Genomic DNA, 18,581 nt, shown 5'->3' with positions numbered 1-18,581 from the left:
TAATAAGAGATCACAATAGAACAGATCTCTATATAAAGATCTTCTTTTTAATACTCAGGATCCCGGAGTCTTTCTCGAAAGACGAAAGTTGAGTAGAATCCACGGCCCGGGCTTCAATCCATTTTCATACCGCTTTATGCGAGGCAGACCACCATGTTTTATCAGGATCCTTTTGACGTCATTATCATTGGCGGGGGTCATGCAGGCACTGAGGCCGCAATGGCCGCAGCGCGTATGGGTCAACAAACCCTGCTTTTGACACACAATATCGACACGCTGGGGCAAATGAGTTGCAACCCGGCGATTGGCGGCATTGGGAAAGGACACCTGGTAAAAGAAGTGGATGCGCTCGGCGGTTTGATGGCCAAAGCGATCGATCAGGCGGGCATTCAGTTTAGGATACTAAACGCCAGCAAAGGACCGGCAGTGCGCGCCACCCGCGCCCAGGCTGACCGCGTGCTTTATCGTCAGGCAGTACGTACCGCGCTGGAGAACCAGCCGAACCTGATGATCTTCCAGCAGGCGGTTGAAGATCTGATTGTCGAAAACGATCGCGTCGTGGGCGCCGTCACCCAGATGGGCCTCAAATTCCGCGCTAAAGCGGTGGTGCTGACCGTCGGGACCTTCCTTGACGGCAAAATCCATATTGGTCTGGACAACTACAGCGGCGGCCGCGCCGGCGATCCGCCGTCTATCCCGCTGTCTCGTCGTCTGCGTGAATTGCCTCTGCGCGTAAGTCGTCTGAAAACCGGTACTCCGCCGCGTATTGACGCGCGCACCATCGATTTCAGCGTGCTGGCGCAGCAGCATGGCGATAACCCGATACCGGTCTTCTCGTTCATGGGATCCGCGGATCAGCATCCGCGCCAGGTACCGTGCTATATCACCCACACTAACGAGAAAACCCACGATGTGATCCGCAATAACCTCGATCGCAGTCCTATGTACGCTGGAGTGATCGAAGGGATCGGACCTCGCTATTGCCCGTCGATCGAAGACAAAGTCATGCGCTTTGCCGATCGCAACCAGCATCAGATCTTCCTCGAGCCGGAAGGACTGACCTCAAACGAAATTTATCCGAACGGTATATCCACCAGCCTGCCCTTTGATGTGCAAATGCAAATCGTCCGCTCGATGCAGGGGATGGAGAATGCGCGGATCGTCCGTCCAGGCTACGCTATTGAGTACGATTTCTTCGACCCGCGCGATCTGAAGCCAACGCTTGAGAGCAAATTTATTCAGGGTCTGTTCTTCGCCGGCCAAATCAACGGTACCACCGGTTATGAAGAGGCGGCGGCTCAGGGGCTGCTGGCCGGACTTAACGCCGCCCGCTTCTCTGCGGAAAAAGAGGGCTGGGCGCCGCGTCGCGATCAGGCTTACCTCGGCGTGCTGGTAGATGACCTCTGCACCCTGGGTACCAAAGAACCGTACCGCATGTTTACTTCCCGCGCTGAATATCGTCTGATGCTGCGCGAAGACAACGCCGATTTGCGTTTGACCGAACAGGGGCGCGAGCTGGGTCTGGTGGATGACGAACGCTGGGCGCGCTACAACGAGAAGCTGGAAAGCATCGAACGTGAACGCCAGCGTCTGAAATCCACCTGGGTGAATCCGCAGGCAGAGAGCGCCAACGAAGTGAACGCTCACCTGACCGCGCCGTTGTCGCGTGAAGCCAGCGGCGAAGATCTGCTGCGTCGTCCGGAAATGACCTACGAACAGCTGGTTCAACTCTCGCCATTCACCCCGGGACTGGAAGATCGTCAGGCGGCTGAACAGGTAGAGATCCAGGTGAAGTATGAGGGCTATATCGCGCGCCAGCAGGATGAGATTGAGAAACAACAGCGCAATGAGAATACCTTGCTGCCAGCGACCCTCGACTACCGCCAGGTCACTGGGCTGTCTAACGAGGTGATTGCCAAACTGAACGACCATAAACCGTCGTCGATAGGGCAGGCGTCACGTATCTCCGGGATCACCCCGGCGGCGATCTCTATTTTGCTGGTTTGGCTGAAAAAGCAGGGGATGCTGCGCCGCAGCGCCTGATTGCGGCTGCCTGCCGCGCTGATTTCCCAGTTGCATAATCAGCGTTCGCCTTTATCATTCATAGCCCGGTAAGCGTTAGCGCCTCCGGGCTCATTATTTTTTGAAGGTACTTACCGTGCTCAACAAACTTTCTCGTCTGCTGGATGAAGCGGGTATTTCGCTCACCGATCACCAGAAAAATCAGCTGGTGGCTTACGTCGGACTGCTCGATAAGTGGAACAAAGCCTATAACCTGACCTCCGTTCGCGATCCGAATGAGATGCTGGTGCGTCATATTCTCGACAGCATCATCGTGGCGCCTTATCTGCAGGGCTCGCGCTTTATCGATGTTGGTACGGGCCCGGGGTTGCCGGGGATCCCGTTGGCCATCGTATGTCCGGAGTCACATTTCACCCTGCTGGACAGCCTTGGCAAGCGCGTGCGCTTCCTGCGTCAGGTGCAGCACGAGCTGAAGCTGGATAACGTCACCCCGGTGCAGAGCCGCGTGGAAGCCTTCCCGGCCGAGCCGCCGTTTGATGGCGTGATAAGCCGCGCTTTCGCATCGCTTAATGATATGGTGAGCTGGTGCCATCATCTGCCGGCAGCGAATGGTCACTTCTATGCGCTCAAAGGGTTAGCGCAAAAAGAAGAAATGGAAAGTCTGCCGGAAGGGTATGACATTGTCGAGGTGATTGAGCTGCATGTTCCTCGGTTGGAAGGGGAGCGGCACCTGGTGGTGATTAAGCCAAAATCGAGTTAATTTTTATCAAAAAATGTGGAAAAAATGTGGCCCGCGCATGTTACAAAAATAAAGGACGTCCCCCGATATTAACGGGCTGCATTTAACCTTGTTTTTACTAAGGCTTTTCTTGCAGTTAACTTAGCGTAAGTGATTCACTGACAAAATAGTCAACTTTGAAAATATCAGGGTGCTAAAAATCGACAATGATGAGCAGCATAGTGATGTTAAATTTTTATTATAAATGTCAATAAAAGGTTTTTATTGTATGTGAGGTTGTTTTAGATAATGTCCTCACTTTTTATCTTGAATATCAAAAGCATGAAAAATAGTGTTTTATGTCCTTGATTCATTAAAGGGCGCTTGAAATGTTTATTATGTGATCTGATGCACGCTTTAATTGCCGTGTTTCCTCGTTATTTGCAGTTTTGTATGACCGCTCACAGAACGCTGAAATGCACGGAAAGTTGTCCGTTGGAAAATAATTAAACATTTATTCACTATTTTGCTACTTATTGTTTGAAATCACGGGGCGTCACCGTATAATTTGTCCGCTTTTTGATGCTTGACTCTTCGTCTTAAAGGACGTTTTATACGACACGCGACATACCTCAAAGGGAGCAGGAGTAAAAACGTGATGTCAGTGTCGCTCTTGAGTCGAAACGTTGCTCGCAAGCTTCTGTTTATTCAGTTACTGGCAGTAATGGCAAGTGGACTGCTGTTCAGCCTCAAAGACCCCTTCTGGGGCATTTCCGCTGTATGCGGCGGTTTGGCAGTGGTCTTGCCAAATCTGATGTTTATAATTTTTGCCTGGCGTCATCAGGCGCATACACCAGCAAAAGGCCGTGTGGCCTGGACCTTCGCCTTCGGTGAAGCCTTCAAGGTGTTGCTGACCTTCGCCCTTCTGGCGGTGGCGCTGGCCGTTTTAAAAGTGGTATTTTTGCCACTGATCGTGACGTGGGTTTTGGTGCTGGTGGTACAAGTTCTGGCGCCAGCTGTAATTAACAACAAAGGGTAAAGGCATCATGGCTTCAGAAAATATGACGCCGCAGGATTACATAGGACACCATCTGAACAACCTTCAGTTGGACCTGCGTACATTCTCGCTGGTGGATCCGCACAACCACACAGCCACCTTCTGGACGCTCAACATTGACTCCATGTTCTTCTCGGTGGTTCTCGGTCTGCTGTTCCTTGCCATGTTCCGTAGCGTTGCTAAGAAAGCGACCAGCGGCGTACCAGGGAAATTCCAAACCTTCATCGAAATGATCATCGGCTTCGTCCATGGCAGCGTCAAAGACATGTACCATGGCAAGAGCAAGGTTATCGCGCCGCTGGCGCTGACCGTGTTCGTCTGGGTCTTCCTGATGAACTTGATGGACCTGCTGCCAATCGACCTGCTTCCTTATATCGGCGAACACATTTTCGGCCTGCCAGCACTGCGCGTGGTTCCGTCTGCCGACGTGAACATCACCCTGTCGATGGCGCTTGGCGTGTTCATCCTGATTATTTTCTACAGCATCAAAATGAAAGGCGTTGGTGGGTTCGTTAAAGAACTGACCATGCAGCCGTTCAATCACTGGGCGTTCATTCCTGTCAACTTAATCCTTGAAGGGGTAAGCCTGCTGTCCAAACCGGTCTCTCTCGGTCTGCGACTGTTCGGCAACATGTATGCCGGTGAGCTGATTTTCATTCTGATTGCTGGTCTGTTGCCGTGGTGGTCACAGTGGGTTCTGAATGTGCCTTGGGCCATTTTCCACATCCTGATTATTACGCTGCAAGCCTTCATCTTCATGGTTCTGACGATTGTCTATCTGTCGATGGCATCTGAAGAGCATTGATTTTTTACCAACACTACTACGTTTTAACTGAAACAAACTGGAGACTGTCATGGAAAACCTGAATATGGATCTGCTGTACATGGCTGCCGCTGTGATGATGGGTCTGGCGGCAATCGGTGCTGCGATCGGTATCGGCATCCTCGGAGGTAAATTCCTGGAAGGCGCAGCGCGTCAGCCGGATCTGATCCCTCTGCTGCGTACTCAGTTCTTTATCGTTATGGGTCTGGTGGATGCTATCCCGATGATCGCTGTAGGTCTGGGTCTGTACGTGATGTTCGCCGTCGCGTAGTAAGTTGTTAGAAACCTAAGCCACAGAGTTAATTAAAGAGGTATTGTGCTGTGAACATGAACGCAACAATCCTCGGCCAGGCCATCGCGTTTGTTATCTTCGTATGGTTCTGCATGAAATACGTATGGCCGCCTTTAATGGCTGCCATCGAAAAACGCCAGAAAGAGATTTCTGACGGTTTAGCTTCTGCAGAACGCGCTAAGAAAGATTTGGACCTTGCACAGGCCAACGCGACCGACCAGCTGAAAAAAGCGAAAGCGGAAGCCCAGGTAATCATTGAGCAGGCGAACAAGCGCCGCTCTCAGATTCTGGACGAAGCTAAAGCTGAAGCAGAACAGGAACGCACCAAAATCGTTGCACAAGCGCAGGCTGAAATTGATGCTGAGCGTAAACGTGCACGCGAGGAGCTGCGTAAGCAGGTCGCTATCCTGGCTGTTGCTGGCGCCGAGAAGATCATCGAACGTTCCGTGGATGAAGCTGCTAACAGCGACATCGTGGATAAACTTGTCGCTGAACTGTAAGGAGGGAGGGGCTGATGTCTGAATTTGTAACGGTAGCTCGCCCCTACGCCAAAGCAGCTTTTGACTTTGCCGTCGAACACAACAGTGTTGAACGCTGGCAGGATATGCTGGCGTTTGCCGCCGAAGTGACCAAAAACGACCAAATGGCAGAGCTTCTCTCCGGTGCTTTGGCGCCGGAAACGCTCTCAGAAGCGTTTATCGCTATCTGCGGCGAGCAACTCGACGAAAATGGCCAGAACCTGATTAAGGTGATGGCGGAAAATAATCGTCTGAAGGTGCTCCCGGACGTTCTTGAGCAATTCATTCACCTGCGCGCGGCCAGTGAGGCCATCGCAGAGGTAGAAGTAATATCTGCCAACCAACTGAGTGATGAACAGCTTGCCAGGATCGTCAGCGCGATGGAAAAACGTCTGTCACGCAAAGTTAAGCTGAATTGCAAAATCGATAAGTCTGTTATGGCAGGTATTATCATCCGTGCGGGTGATATGGTCATTGATGGCAGCGTACGCGGCCGTCTTGAGCGCCTTGCAGACGTCTTGCAGTCTTAAGGGGACTGGAGCATGCAACTGAATTCCACCGAAATCAGCGAACTGATCAAGCAGCGCATTGCTCAGTTCAATGTTGTGAGCGAAGCTCATAACGAAGGTACTATTGTTTCTGTAAGTGACGGTGTTATCCGCATCCACGGCCTTGCCGAATGTATGCAGGGCGAGATGATCTCCCTGCCGGGTAACCGTTACGCTATCGCACTGAACCTGGAGCGCGACTCCGTAGGTGCGGTGGTAATGGGTCCGTACGCTGACCTCGCCGAAGGCATGAAGGTGAAATGTACTGGCCGTATCCTGGAAGTTCCGGTAGGCCGTGGCCTGCTGGGCCGCGTGGTTAACACCCTGGGCGCGCCAATTGATGGTAAAGGTCCGCTGGAAAATGACGGTTTCTCCGCCGTTGAAGCGATCGCGCCGGGCGTAATCGAACGTCAGTCCGTCGATCAGCCGGTACAGACCGGTTACAAATCCGTTGACGCCATGATCCCAATCGGTCGTGGTCAGCGTGAACTGATCATCGGCGACCGTCAGACCGGTAAAACTGCGCTGGCTATCGATGCCATCATCAACCAGCGTGATTCCGGCATCAAGTGCGTCTATGTCGCTATCGGTCAGAAAGCGTCCACCATCTCTAACGTGGTGCGTAAACTGGAAGAGCACGGCGCGCTGGCTAACACCATCGTAGTGGTAGCGACTGCATCTGAATCTGCTGCACTGCAATACCTGGCGCCATACGCTGGTTGCGCAATGGGCGAATACTTCCGCGACCGCGGTGAAGATGCGCTGATCGTTTACGATGATCTGTCTAAACAGGCTGTTGCTTATCGCCAGATCTCCCTGCTGCTCCGTCGTCCGCCTGGACGTGAAGCGTTCCCGGGCGACGTATTCTACCTCCACTCTCGTCTGCTGGAGCGTGCTGCGCGTGTTAACGCCGAATACGTTGAAGCCTTCACCAAAGGTGAAGTGAAAGGGAAAACCGGTTCTCTGACCGCGCTGCCGATTATCGAAACGCAGGCGGGTGACGTTTCCGCATTCGTTCCGACCAACGTAATCTCTATTACCGATGGTCAGATCTTCCTGGAAACCAACCTGTTTAACGCCGGTATTCGTCCTGCGGTTAACCCGGGTATCTCCGTATCCCGTGTTGGTGGTGCAGCGCAGACCAAGATCATGAAGAAACTGTCCGGTGGTATCCGTACCGCGCTGGCGCAGTATCGTGAACTGGCGGCGTTCTCCCAGTTTGCATCCGACCTTGACGATGCAACCCGCAAACAGCTGGACCACGGTCAGAAAGTGACCGAGCTGCTGAAACAGAAACAGTATGCGCCGATGTCCGTCGCGCAGCAGTCTCTGGTTCTGTTCGCAGCAGAACGTGGTTACCTGGCTGATGTAGAACTGGCGAAAATCGGTAGCTTCGAAGCCGCTCTGCTGGCTTACGTCGACCGTGATCACGCTCCGCTGATGCAAGAGATTAACCAGTCCGGTGGCTATAACGACGAAATCGAAGGCAAGCTGAAAGGCATCCTCGATTCCTTCAAAGCAACCCAGTCCTGGTAACGTCTGGCGGTCTGTCTTAGGGCAGGCCGCAAGGCATTGAGGAGAAGCTCATGGCCGGCGCAAAAGAGATACGTAGTAAGATCGCAAGCGTCCAGAACACGCAAAAGATCACTAAAGCGATGGAGATGGTCGCCGCTTCCAAAATGCGTAAATCGCAGGAGCGCATGGCGGCCAGCCGTCCTTACGCAGATACTATGCGCAAAGTGATTGGTCACCTTGCGAACGGTAATCTGGAATATAAGCACCCTTACCTGGAAGAACGCGACGTTAAGCGCGTGGGCTACCTGGTGGTGTCGACCGACCGTGGTCTGTGCGGCGGCTTGAACATTAACCTGTTCAAGAAACTGCTGGCGGAAATGAAAGCATGGTCCGATAAAGGCGTTCAGTGCGACCTCGCAATGATCGGCTCTAAGGGCGTTTCTTTCTTTAACTCCGTGGGCGGCAACGTGGTTGCACAGGTGACCGGTATGGGGGATAACCCATCCCTGTCCGAACTGATCGGCCCGGTAAAAGTGATGTTGCAGGCCTATGATGAAGGCCGTCTGGACAAGCTGTACGTTGTCAGCAACAAATTTATTAACACCATGTCTCAGGTTCCGACGATCACTCAGCTGCTGCCGTTACCGGCATCAGAAGATGCTGATCTGAAACGTAAATCCTGGGATTACCTGTATGAGCCCGATCCGAAAGCGCTGCTGGATACCCTCCTGCGCCGCTACGTCGAATCTCAGGTTTATCAGGGCGTGGTTGAAAACCTGGCCAGCGAGCAGGCCGCCCGTATGGTGGCGATGAAAGCCGCGACCGATAATGGCGGCAGCCTGATTAAAGAGCTGCAGTTGGTATACAACAAAGCTCGTCAGGCCAGCATTACTCAGGAACTCACCGAGATCGTCTCGGGGGCCGCCGCGGTTTAACCAGGTTATTTCGTAGAGGATTTAAGATGGCTACTGGAAAGATTGTCCAGGTAATCGGCGCCGTGGTCGACGTCGAGTTCCCTCAGGATGCCGTACCACGCGTGTACGAAGCCCTTGAGGTACAGAATGGTAATGAAGTTCTGGTGCTGGAAGTTCAGCAGCAGCTGGGCGGCGGTATCGTACGTACCATCGCCATGGGTTCTTCTGATGGTCTGCGCCGCGGTCTGGATGTAAAAGACCTCGAGCACCCGATCGAAGTCCCGGTAGGTAAAGCAACGCTGGGTCGTATCATGAACGTACTGGGTCAACCGGTTGACATGAAAGGCGACATCGGCGAAGAAGAGCGTTGGGCTATCCACCGCGCGGCACCGTCCTATGAAGAGCTGTCCAGCTCTCAGGAACTGCTGGAAACCGGCATCAAAGTTATCGACCTGATGTGTCCGTTCGCGAAGGGCGGTAAAGTTGGTCTGTTCGGCGGTGCGGGTGTAGGTAAAACTGTAAACATGATGGAGCTGATCCGTAACATCGCGATCGAGCACTCCGGTTACTCTGTGTTTGCGGGCGTAGGTGAGCGTACTCGTGAGGGTAACGACTTCTACCACGAAATGACCGACTCCAACGTTATCGATAAAGTATCCCTGGTGTACGGCCAGATGAACGAGCCGCCGGGAAACCGTCTGCGCGTTGCGCTGACCGGCCTGACCATGGCTGAGAAATTCCGTGACGAAGGTCGTGACGTACTGCTGTTCGTCGATAACATCTATCGTTACACCCTGGCCGGTACTGAAGTATCCGCGCTGCTGGGTCGTATGCCTTCAGCGGTAGGTTATCAGCCGACCCTGGCGGAAGAGATGGGCGTTCTGCAGGAACGTATCACCTCCACCAAAACCGGTTCTATCACCTCCGTACAGGCGGTATACGTACCGGCGGATGACTTAACTGACCCATCCCCAGCCACTACCTTTGCTCACTTAGATGCAACCGTAGTACTGAGCCGTCAGATCGCATCCCTGGGTATCTACCCGGCCGTTGACCCGCTGGATTCCACCAGCCGTCAGCTGGATCCGTTGGTTGTTGGTCAGGAACACTACGACACCGCGCGTGGCGTTCAGTCCATCCTGCAGCGTTATCAGGAACTGAAAGACATTATCGCCATCCTCGGTATGGACGAACTGTCTGAAGAAGACAAACTGGTGGTAGCTCGCGCGCGTAAGATCCAGCGCTTCCTGTCCCAGCCGTTCTTCGTGGCAGAAGTCTTTACCGGTTCTCCGGGCAAATACGTGGCGCTGAAAGACACCATCCGTGGCTTTAAAGGCATCATGGAAGGCGAATACGATCACCTGCCAGAGCAGGCGTTCTACATGGTCGGTTCCATCGACGAAGCCGTGGAAAAAGCCAAAAAACTTTAACGCCTTAATCGGAGGGTGATATGGCAATGACTTACCACCTGGACGTCGTCAGCGCAGAGCAACAAATGTTCTCTGGTCTGGTCGAAAAAATCCAGGTAACGGGTAGCGAAGGTGAACTGGGTATTTACCCGGGCCACGCGCCGCTGCTCACCGCCATTAAGCCTGGTATGATTCGCATCGTTAAACAGCACGGTCATGAAGAGTTTATCTATCTGTCCGGCGGCATTCTTGAAGTGCAGCCTGGCAGCGTGACCGTCCTGGCGGATACCGCAATTCGCGGTCAGGACCTCGACGAAGCGCGAGCGCTGGAAGCGAAACGCAAAGCGGAAGAGCACATTAAGAGCTCTCACGGCGATGTGGATTACGCTCAGGCGTCTGCGGAACTGGCCAAAGCGATCGCTAAACTGCGCGTTATCGAGTTGACCAAAAAAGCGATGTAACACCGGCTTGAACGTAAAAAGCCAGTCTGGGTTCCAGGCTGGCTTTTTTTATTGCCCGCTGCTGACGAGCGGATGAAGTGAAAACAGCATTCACCCTTAATTGTTATTGATTAGTTAAATGAGGAGGCGTAAACTCTTTTTATGTGATGTATATCACAAAAAAAGAGCGTTATAAACTGCACCTGCGTCAGGAAATCATCATGAAACTGTTCCATAAAATCATCGCTAAATTTAGCGTCCTGAGCTTCTAAGCTCCGCGCTATCTCGCCCGCTGACACGACGTATCGCCCATCAAAACGACAACACTGGCAATGTGAAACCGGGAAAAGAAGGTCACCTGATAGGTGGCCTTTCGTTTTTTATGGATAGCATCCATCACTTTACCGCCCTCCCCCGCCAGCGACTGGCGAATATTTATCCTGGTTCTTCCCGCTGTGGGTGCTGATAAACGCCTGCCGCTGCGGCTTTATTCAGGTGGCGAAAAAACAGCAAAAGCAGTGAGATAGTTAATGATTCTCCACCCCGCCCTCCTTTTTCAGCGTTAAACTGATTTGCAGTGGTTAAAAATAGCGTCATAAAATGGGGTAAAACAGTGAGCCTGGACGTTTTCTCCACGTCTCGTTTTATGATGAAAAATATGTAGAAATTTCAACGTGAAAGGCTTTTACTTTTCGTTCTAACTACCGTCAGGATGAGTATGTCAAATAGTGCGATGAGCGTGGTTATCCTTGCTGCAGGCAAAGGGACCCGCATGTATTCCGATCTTCCTAAGGTGCTGCATACCCTGGCCGGGAAGCCAATGGTGCAGCATGTCATTGATGCCGCTAACGATTTAGGCGCATGTGCGGTACACCTGGTATATGGCCACGGCGGCGATCTGCTGCGTCAGACTCTGCATGAAGACAACCTGAACTGGGTGCTGCAGGCCGAGCAGCTCGGAACCGGGCACGCTATGCAGCAGGCGGCGCCATTCTTCAATGATGATGAAGACATCCTGATGCTCTATGGCGACGTGCCGCTGATCTCCGTTGAGACGCTACAGCGCCTGCGCGCCGCGAAACCACAGGGTGGGATTGGTCTGTTAACGGTGAAGCTGGATGACCCAACCGGCTATGGCCGCATTACCCGTGAAAATGGCCAGGTGACGGGCATCGTTGAGCACAAAGATGCCAGCGAGGCCCAGCGCCAGATCCAGGAAATCAACACCGGGATCCTGATCGCCGGCGGAGCGGATCTAAAGCGCTGGCTGGCGAAACTCACCAATAACAACGCTCAGGGCGAATACTACATCACCGATATCATCGCCATGGCGCACCAGGAAGGACACCAGATCGTCGCAGTGCATCCGCAGCGCCTGAGCGAAGTCGAAGGCGTCAACAACCGCCTGCAGCTTGCGCGCCTGGAGCGCGTCTACCAGGCGGAGCAGGCGGAAAAGCTGCTGCTGGCGGGCGTGATGCTGCGCGATCCGGCGCGTTTCGATCTGCGCGGTACGCTGCAGCACGGGCGCGATGTAGAGATCGATACTAACGTTATTCTGGAAGGCAACGTGGTGCTGGGCGATCGAGTGAAAATCGGCGCCGGCTGCGTGATCAAAAACAGCACCATCGGCGATGACTGCGAAATTAGCCCCTACAGCGTGGTGGAAGATGCCCAGCTGCAGGCAGCCTGCACCATCGGTCCATTTGCCCGTCTGCGCCCGGGCGCCGAACTGCTGGAAGGCGCCCACGTTGGTAACTTCGTGGAAATGAAAAAAGCGCGTCTCGGGAAAGGCTCCAAGGCGGGTCATCTGACCTATCTGGGCGATGCGGAGATTGGCGATAACGTCAATATCGGCGCGGGCACCATCACCTGCAACTACGATGGTGCGAACAAGCATAAAACGATTATTGGCGATGATGTCTTTGTCGGCTCGGATACCCAGCTGGTGGCGCCAGTCACGGTAGGCAATGGCGTTACTATCGCCGCCGGCACCACCGTTACGCGCAATATCGCCGATAACGAGCTGGTGTTGAGCCGCGTACCGCAGGTCCACAAACAGGGCTGGCAGCGTCCGGTGAAGAAGAAATAATTTGGATTATCGCCGGGGAAATTTTCCCCGGCGAACCAGGATGAGAGGGTCAACATAGATCCCCGTCCGCAGGCAGTACCATAACAATAACCCCACTCTCTACAAGGCTCGGGGCGCCCGGAAAACGGGCAAATACAGGTCAGCGACAACGCATGGCATATCGCCATTATCAGGAAATTTAACTATGTGTGGAATTGTTGGCGCAGTCGCGCAGCGTGATATTGCTGAAATCCTTCTCGAAGGTTTACGTCGTCTGGAATACCGTGGCTATGACTCTGCCGGTCTGGCAGTGGTCGACAGCGAAGGTCATATGACCCGCGTGCGTCGCCTGGGTAAAGTTCAGATGCTGGCTCAGGCGGTAGAAGAGCAACCGTTACACGGTGGTACCGGGATCGCCCATACTCGTTGGGCGACGCACGGCGAACCGTCTGAGAGCAATGCGCATCCGCATGTTTCTGAACACATTGTGGTGGTCCATAATGGGATCATCGAAAACCATGAGCCGCTGCGCGCCCTGCTGCAGTCTCGCGGCTATGTCTTCGTCACCGAGACCGATACCGAAGTTATTGCCCATCTGGTGCACTGGGAGCTGGAACAAGGCGGTACCTTGCGTGAAGCCGTCCTGCGCGCTATCCCGCAGCTGCGCGGCGCTTACGGTACGGTGATCATGGATACCCGTGACCCGGGAACTCTGCTGGCGGCCCGCTCCGGTAGCCCGCTGGTGATTGGCCTGGGGATGGGTGAAAACTTTATCGCCTCCGACCAGCTGGCATTGCTGCCAGTTACCCGCCGCTTTATCTTCCTCGAAGAGGGCGATATTGCCGAAGTCACTCGCCGCTCGGTGGTGATTTTCGATAAATCCGGCGCGGAAGTGAAACGCCAGGAGATCGAATCCAATCTGCAGTATGACGCTGGCGATAAAGGTATCTACCGCCACTATATGCAGAAAGAGATTTTCGAGCAGCCGAACGCGATTAAGAACACCCTGACCGGGCGCATCAGCCATGGCGAAGTGGATCTCAGCGAACTGGGGCCGAACGCCAATGAAATGCTGGCTCAGGTTGAACATATTCAGATAGTTGCCTGCGGGACTTCCTATAACTCCGGGATGGTTTCCCGCTACTGGTTCGAAGCGTTAGCCGGCGTCCCGTGCGATGTGGAAATCGCCTCGGAATTCCGCTATCGCAAGTCCGCAGTGCGTCGCAATAGCCTGATGATCACCCTCTCCCAGTCCGGTGAAACCGCCGATACCCTGGCGGCGCTGCGTCTGTCGAAAGAGCTGGGCTATCTCGGCTCGCTGGCCATCTGCAACGTGCCGGGCTCGTCGCTGGTGCGCGAGTCCGATCTGGCGCTGATGACCAAAGCCGGAACGGAAATCGGCGTGGCCTCAACCAAAGCCTTTACCACTCAGCTAACCGTGCTGTTGATGCTGGTGGCGAAACTGGCGCGACTGAAAGGTCAGGATGCGTCTATCGAGCATGATATCGTGCACGGCCTTCAGGCTCTGCCGAACCGTATCGAGCAGATGCTCTCCCAGGACAAGCGTATTGAGCAGCTGGCAGAGCGCTTCTCTGATAAGCACCATGCGCTGTTCCTTGGCCGTGGCGATCAGTATCCGATCGCTATGGAAGGGGCGCTGAAGCTGAAAGAGATCTCCTACATTCACGCGGAAGCCTATGCGGCGGGCGAGCTTAAGCACGGCCCACTGGCGCTGATTGATGCGGAAATGCCGGTGATCGTGGTGGCGCCGAACAACGAACTGCTGGAAAAACTGAAATCCAACATCGAAGAGGTTCGTGCCCGCGGCGGTGAACTATACGTCTTCGCCGACGGTGAAGCCGGCTTCAACGGTAGCGATAACATGCACATCATTGAGATGCCGCATGTGGAAGAGACCATCGCCCCTATCTTCTATACGGTTCCGCTGCAGCTGTTGGCTTATCACGTCGCGCTGATCAAAGGCACTGACGTTGACCAGCCGCGTAACCTGGCGAAATCGGTAACGGTTGAGTAAAGCATCCTATCCTGCAAAGGGCTGCCGACGGCGGCCCTTTTTATTTGCACCTGCTGTTTTCCATCGATTACGTGCGCAATATTTTGGCTGGCGGTAGATGACAAACGATCGTTTTACGGTCCGATTTCGCCGTCATAAAAAGAAAATTATTTTGTCATTGCACGGTCATGATTAAAGATAACCATCTGAGTTATAAGCGTATTATTTGGCGTAAAATCCACTCTCCCGGCCTGTCATAAAACTGTCATAATTCGTACATTTTACTGTCACCTCTTTGACCTATTTTGCTCACCATAGCCTCGAAACAATGATTTACGAATCCCAGCAGGAGACATTATGAACGTTATGCGTACCACCGTCGCAACAGTTGTCGCCGCGACCTTATCGATGAGCGCTTTCTCTGCCTTCGCAGCAGCAAGCCTGACTGGCGCAGGCGCAACTTTCCCTGCGCCGGTGTATGCCAAATGGGCTGATACCTATCAGAAAGAAACCGGCAATAAAGTGAACTACCAGGGTATTGGTTCCTCTGGTGGCGTTAAGCAGATTATTGCCAACACCGTTGATTTCGGTGCTTCTGATGCTCCGCTGGCTGATGACAAACTGACCCAGGAAGGTCTGTTCCAGTTCCCCACTGTGATTGGCGGCGTGGTACTGGCGGTTAACCTGCCTGGCGTGAAATCCGGCGAGCTGGTGCTGGATGGCAAAACCCTCGGTGATATCTACCTGGGTAAAATTAAAAAATGGGATGACGAAGCGATCGCTAAGCTCAACCCGGGCCTGAAGCTGCCGTCGCAGAACATCGCCGTGGTCCGCCGCGCCGATGGTTCAGGTACCTCATTCGTTTTCACCAGCTACCTGTCCAAAGTGAATGAAGAGTGGAAATCGAAAATCGGCGCCGGCTCTACCGTAAACTGGCCAACCGGTCTGGGCGGTAAAGGCAACGATGGTATCGCCGCCTTTGTTCAGCGTCTGCCGGGCTCGATTGGTTACGTCGAATACGCTTACGCTAAGCAAAACAACCTGGCCTACACCAAACTGGTCTCTGCCGACGGCAAGCCGGTTAGCCCGACTGAAGACAACTTCGCTAACGCCGCAAAAGGCGTTGACTGGAGCAAGTCTTTCGCTCAGGACCTGACCAACCAGAAAGGCGAAAATGCATGGCCGATCACCTCAACCACCTTCATCCTGGTGCATAAGGCGACGAACAAGCCGGAACAGACCGCTGAAGTGCTGAAGTTCTTCGACTGGGCGTATAAAAACGGCGGGAAAGAAGCGAATGCGCTGGATTACGCGACGCTGCCGGAAAGCGTGGTAGAGCAGGTTCGCGCGGCATGGAAAACCAACGTCAAAGACAGCAGCGGTAAAGCGCTGTACTAACAGTAGATTTTTGACGAAGATGGCGGGGGCGTTCAGGCGCTGCCCGCCCTACGGTTCAGACTGTAGGCCCGGGAGCCAACGCCACCGGGCATTTATTCGAACAAGTTTTAATACGTAAAGAGTAATCTATGGCTGCAACCAAGCCTGCATTTACCCCTCCGGGGAAAAAGGGTGACATGATTTTCAGTGCGCTGGTAAAACTGGCTGCGCTGATTGTGCTATTGATGCTGGGCGGCATCATCGTTTCCCTGATCATCTCTTCCTGGCCGAGCATTCAAAAGTTTGGCTTTGCCTTTTTGTGGACCAAAGAGTGGGATGCGCCTAACGAGATCTTCGGCGCGCTGGTCCCGATTTACGGAACCCTGGTCACCTCTTTTATCGCGCTGCTGATCGCCGTTCCGGTGAGCTTCGGCATCGCGCTGTTTCTGACAGAATTGTCCCCCGCCTGGCTCAAGCGTCCGCTGGGCATTGCGATTGAGCTGCTGGCGGCAATCCCGAGCATCGTGTACGGCATGTGGGGCCTGTTTATTTTCGCCCCGCTGTTTGCGACTTACTTCCAGGAGCCGGTCGGCAACGTTCTGTCGACCATCCCGTTCGTCGGCGCGCTGTTTGCCGGCCCGGCGTTTGGTATCGGTATTCTCGCCGCTGGCGTCATTCTGGCCATCATGATCATCCCTTACATCGCCGCGGTCATGCGCGATGTTTTCGAACAGACCCCGGTGATGATGAAAGAGTCGGCCTATGGCATCGGCTGCACCACCTGGGAGGTGATCTGGCGCATTGTCTTACCGTTCACCAAGAATGGGGTGATCGGCGGGGTGATGCTCGGTCTGGGCCGCGCGCTGGGTGAAACCATGGCGGTCACCTTTATCATCGGCAACACCTACCAGCTCGACAGCATCTCGTTGTATATGCCGGGGAACAGTATTACCTCCGCGCTGGCTAATGAGTTCGCCGAAGCGGAAACCGGCCTGCACGTGGCGGCGCTGATGGAGCTGGGCCTGATCCTGTTCGTTATCACCTTTATCGTTCTGGCCGCGTCGAAGTTTATGATTATGCGCCTCGCGAAGAATGAGGGGGCACGCTAATGGCGACCATTGAATTGCAAACTACCGCCGAACTGGCGGAGTCCCGTCGCAAGATGCAGGCCAAACGCCGCATGAAGAACCGTATCGCTCTGGCGCTGTCGATGGCGACTATGGCGTTTGGTTTGTTCTGGCTTATCTGGATCCTGATGGCGACGATAACCCGCGGTTTCGACGGCATGAGTCTGGCGCTGTTCACCGAAATGACGCCGCCGCCGAATACGGCGGGCGGTGGGCTGGCTAACGCCCTCGCCGGCAGCGGCCTGCTGATCCTGTGGGCAACCGTATTTGGTACGCCGCTGGGTATCCTCGCCGGAATTTATCTGGCGGAGTATGGCCGCAAGTCGGTGCTGGCGGAAATCATCCGCTTTATCAACGACATTCTGCTTTCCGCGCCGTCTATCGTGGTGGGTCTGTTCGTCTACACCATTGTGGTGGCGCAGATGCAGCACTTCTCGGGCTGGGCGGGCGTTATCGCGCTGGCGCTGCTGCAGGTGCCTATCGTTATTCGTACCACCGAAAACATGCTGAAGCTGGTGCCGGATAGCCTGCGTGAAGCGGCCTATGCGCTGGGGACGCCGAAGTGGAAGATGATCTCGGCGATCACCCTGAAAGCCTCCGTCTCAGGGATTATGACCGGGATCCTGCTGGCTATCGCCCGTATCGCCGGGGAAACGGCGCCGCTGCTGTTCACCGCGCTGTCCAACCAGTTCTGGAGCACCGACATGATGCAGCCGATTGCCAACCTGCCGGTGACCATTTTCAAATTTGCCATGAGTCCGTTTGCGGAGTGGCAGCAACTGGCATGGGCCGGGGTATTGATTATCACCCTGTGCGTCTTGCTGCTGAACATCCTGGCGCGCGTTATCTTCGCCAAGAAGAAACACGGTTAATTTTTTGCAGCGCAGCAACTGCTGCGCTGAATGAGGAAGAGATTGAGATGAGTATGGTGAATACAGCTCCGGGTAAGATTTCAGTTCGTAACCTGAACTTCTACTACGGCAAATTCCATGCCCTGAAGAACATCAACCTGGATATCACCAAAAACCAGGTGACGGCGTTTATCGGTCCGTCAGGCTGTGGTAAATCCACCCTGCTGCGCACGTTCAACAAGATGTTTGAACTGTATCCGGAGCAGCGCGCGGAAGGTGAGATCCTGCTGGATGGCGACAACATTCTGACTAACACCCAGGATATTGCCCTGCTGCGCGCTAAGGTTGGCATGGTGTTCCAGAAACCAACGCCGTTCCCGATGTCCATATACGACAATATCGCCTTCGGCGTGCGCCTGTTTGAAAAGCTGTCCCGTGCCGATATGGACGAGCGCGTGCAGTGGGCGCTGACCAAAGCCGCATTATGGAACGAAACCAAAGATAAACTGCACCAGAGCGGGTATTCTCTCTCCGGTGGTCAGCAGCAGCGTCTGTGCATTGCCCGAGGTATCGCGATCCGCCCGGAAGTGCTGCTGCTTGATGAGCCGTGCTCCGCGCTGGACCCGATCTCCACCGGGCGTATCGAAGAGCTGATCACCGAGCTGAAACAGGACTACACCGTCGTTATCGTGACTCACAACATGCAGCAGGCTGCGCGTTGCTCCGACCATACGGCATTTATGTATCTTGGCGAGCTGATTGAGTTCAGCAACACGGATGACCTGTTCACTAAGCCCGCGAAGAAACAAACTGAAGATTATATTACTGGCCGCTACGGTTGATTTGCCCTTGTGCTTTCAGGCTCTCACCAGTTGGGCAATCAGGAGA

Annotated in this window: 17 protein-coding genes; all 17 read left to right on the top strand. The window is 54.1% G+C overall.

All coding sequences use genetic code 11. The features are described 5' to 3' along the window. Positions 1 to 153: 153 nt before the first annotated feature. The 17 genes from mnmG to pstB all read left to right on the top strand — a co-directional run bounded on the left by mnmG (position 154) and on the right by pstB (position 18,535). Positions 154 to 2,043 (top strand): tRNA uridine-5-carboxymethylaminomethyl(34) synthesis enzyme MnmG, encoded by a 1,890-nt coding sequence (gene mnmG, locus KHQ28_RS03275; RefSeq protein ID WP_032418239.1) that lies wholly within the window; start codon positions 154 to 156, stop codon positions 2,041 to 2,043. A 115-nt stretch (positions 2,044 to 2,158) separates the two neighbouring features. After that, on the top strand, positions 2,159 to 2,782 hold the full coding sequence (gene rsmG / locus KHQ28_RS03270) for a 16S rRNA (guanine(527)-N(7))-methyltransferase RsmG (protein WP_004151554.1): 624 nt from the start codon (positions 2,159 to 2,161) through the stop codon (positions 2,780 to 2,782). Between the two features lie 616 nt (positions 2,783 to 3,398). Beyond that, positions 3,399 to 3,779 carry a F0F1 ATP synthase subunit I gene (gene atpI / locus KHQ28_RS03265; protein WP_004144991.1) on the top strand — a complete coding sequence of 127 codons (381 nt, stop codon included), beginning with the start codon at positions 3,399 to 3,401 and terminating at the stop codon, positions 3,777 to 3,779. Positions 3,780 to 3,786: 7 nt separating this feature from the next. Then, a complete protein-coding gene (atpB, locus tag KHQ28_RS03260) occupies positions 3,787 to 4,602 on the top strand; it encodes a F0F1 ATP synthase subunit A (RefSeq protein WP_004151552.1) in 816 nt (271 codons plus the stop codon). A 49-nt stretch (positions 4,603 to 4,651) separates the two neighbouring features. Next, complete coding sequence (atpE, locus tag KHQ28_RS03255) at positions 4,652 to 4,891, top strand: F0F1 ATP synthase subunit C (RefSeq protein WP_000429386.1); 240 nt, start codon at positions 4,652 to 4,654, stop codon at positions 4,889 to 4,891. 50 nt (positions 4,892 to 4,941) lie between these two features. Beyond that, a complete protein-coding gene (gene atpF / locus KHQ28_RS03250; protein ID WP_004107293.1) occupies positions 4,942 to 5,412 on the top strand; it encodes a F0F1 ATP synthase subunit B in 471 nt (156 codons plus the stop codon). Between the two features lie 14 nt (positions 5,413 to 5,426). Then, on the top strand, positions 5,427 to 5,960 hold the full coding sequence (gene atpH / locus KHQ28_RS03245) for a F0F1 ATP synthase subunit delta (RefSeq protein ID WP_004144994.1): 534 nt from the start codon (positions 5,427 to 5,429) through the stop codon (positions 5,958 to 5,960). A gap of 12 nt (positions 5,961 to 5,972) precedes the next feature. After that, positions 5,973 to 7,514, top strand: coding sequence for a F0F1 ATP synthase subunit alpha (gene atpA / locus KHQ28_RS03240; protein WP_004144995.1), 1,542 nt, complete (start codon positions 5,973 to 5,975; stop codon positions 7,512 to 7,514). Between the two features lie 50 nt (positions 7,515 to 7,564). After that, positions 7,565 to 8,428 carry a F0F1 ATP synthase subunit gamma gene (gene atpG, locus KHQ28_RS03235; RefSeq protein WP_004144996.1) on the top strand — a complete coding sequence of 288 codons (864 nt, stop codon included), beginning with the start codon at positions 7,565 to 7,567 and terminating at the stop codon, positions 8,426 to 8,428. 26 nt (positions 8,429 to 8,454) lie between these two features. Next, entirely contained in the window at positions 8,455 to 9,837 is a 1,383-nt protein-coding gene (atpD, locus tag KHQ28_RS03230; RefSeq protein ID WP_004144997.1) for a F0F1 ATP synthase subunit beta, read from the top strand. A 20-nt stretch (positions 9,838 to 9,857) separates the two neighbouring features. Then, a complete protein-coding gene (locus tag KHQ28_RS03225) occupies positions 9,858 to 10,277 on the top strand; it encodes a F0F1 ATP synthase subunit epsilon (protein ID WP_001251971.1) in 420 nt (139 codons plus the stop codon). Positions 10,278 to 10,974: 697 nt separating this feature from the next. Continuing rightward, positions 10,975 to 12,345, top strand: coding sequence for a bifunctional UDP-N-acetylglucosamine diphosphorylase/glucosamine-1-phosphate N-acetyltransferase GlmU (gene glmU, locus KHQ28_RS03220; RefSeq protein WP_004173839.1), 1,371 nt, complete (start codon positions 10,975 to 10,977; stop codon positions 12,343 to 12,345). Between the two features lie 184 nt (positions 12,346 to 12,529). Next, positions 12,530 to 14,359, top strand: a complete 1,830-nt coding sequence (gene glmS, locus KHQ28_RS03215; protein ID WP_008806727.1) for a glutamine--fructose-6-phosphate transaminase (isomerizing) — start codon at positions 12,530 to 12,532, stop codon at positions 14,357 to 14,359. A gap of 336 nt (positions 14,360 to 14,695) precedes the next feature. Next, positions 14,696 to 15,736 carry a phosphate ABC transporter substrate-binding protein PstS gene (pstS, locus tag KHQ28_RS03210; protein WP_004150308.1) on the top strand — a complete coding sequence of 347 codons (1,041 nt, stop codon included), beginning with the start codon at positions 14,696 to 14,698 and terminating at the stop codon, positions 15,734 to 15,736. A gap of 128 nt (positions 15,737 to 15,864) precedes the next feature. Beyond that, the gene (gene pstC / locus KHQ28_RS03205; RefSeq protein ID WP_004145004.1) at positions 15,865 to 16,824 is read left to right on the top strand and encodes a phosphate ABC transporter permease PstC; all 960 of its coding nucleotides are present in this window, start codon (positions 15,865 to 15,867) and stop codon (positions 16,822 to 16,824) included. Beyond that, the gene (gene pstA, locus KHQ28_RS03200; RefSeq protein WP_004151547.1) at positions 16,824 to 17,714 is read left to right on the top strand and encodes a phosphate ABC transporter permease PstA; all 891 of its coding nucleotides are present in this window, start codon (positions 16,824 to 16,826) and stop codon (positions 17,712 to 17,714) included. Before pstC ends, pstA begins: the two co-directional genes overlap by 1 nt. Positions 17,715 to 17,761: 47 nt before the next feature. Further along, complete coding sequence (gene pstB, locus KHQ28_RS03195; protein WP_004145006.1) at positions 17,762 to 18,535, top strand: phosphate ABC transporter ATP-binding protein PstB; 774 nt, start codon at positions 17,762 to 17,764, stop codon at positions 18,533 to 18,535. Positions 18,536 to 18,581 lie beyond the last annotated feature (46 nt).

This window comes from Klebsiella sp. 28 (assembly GCF_018223905.1).
GTDB classification, from domain to species: domain Bacteria; phylum Pseudomonadota; class Gammaproteobacteria; order Enterobacterales; family Enterobacteriaceae; genus Klebsiella; species Klebsiella pneumoniae.
Note: the sequence above shows the minus strand (reverse complement) of the source record. Positions and strands in the feature narration are given on the sequence as shown.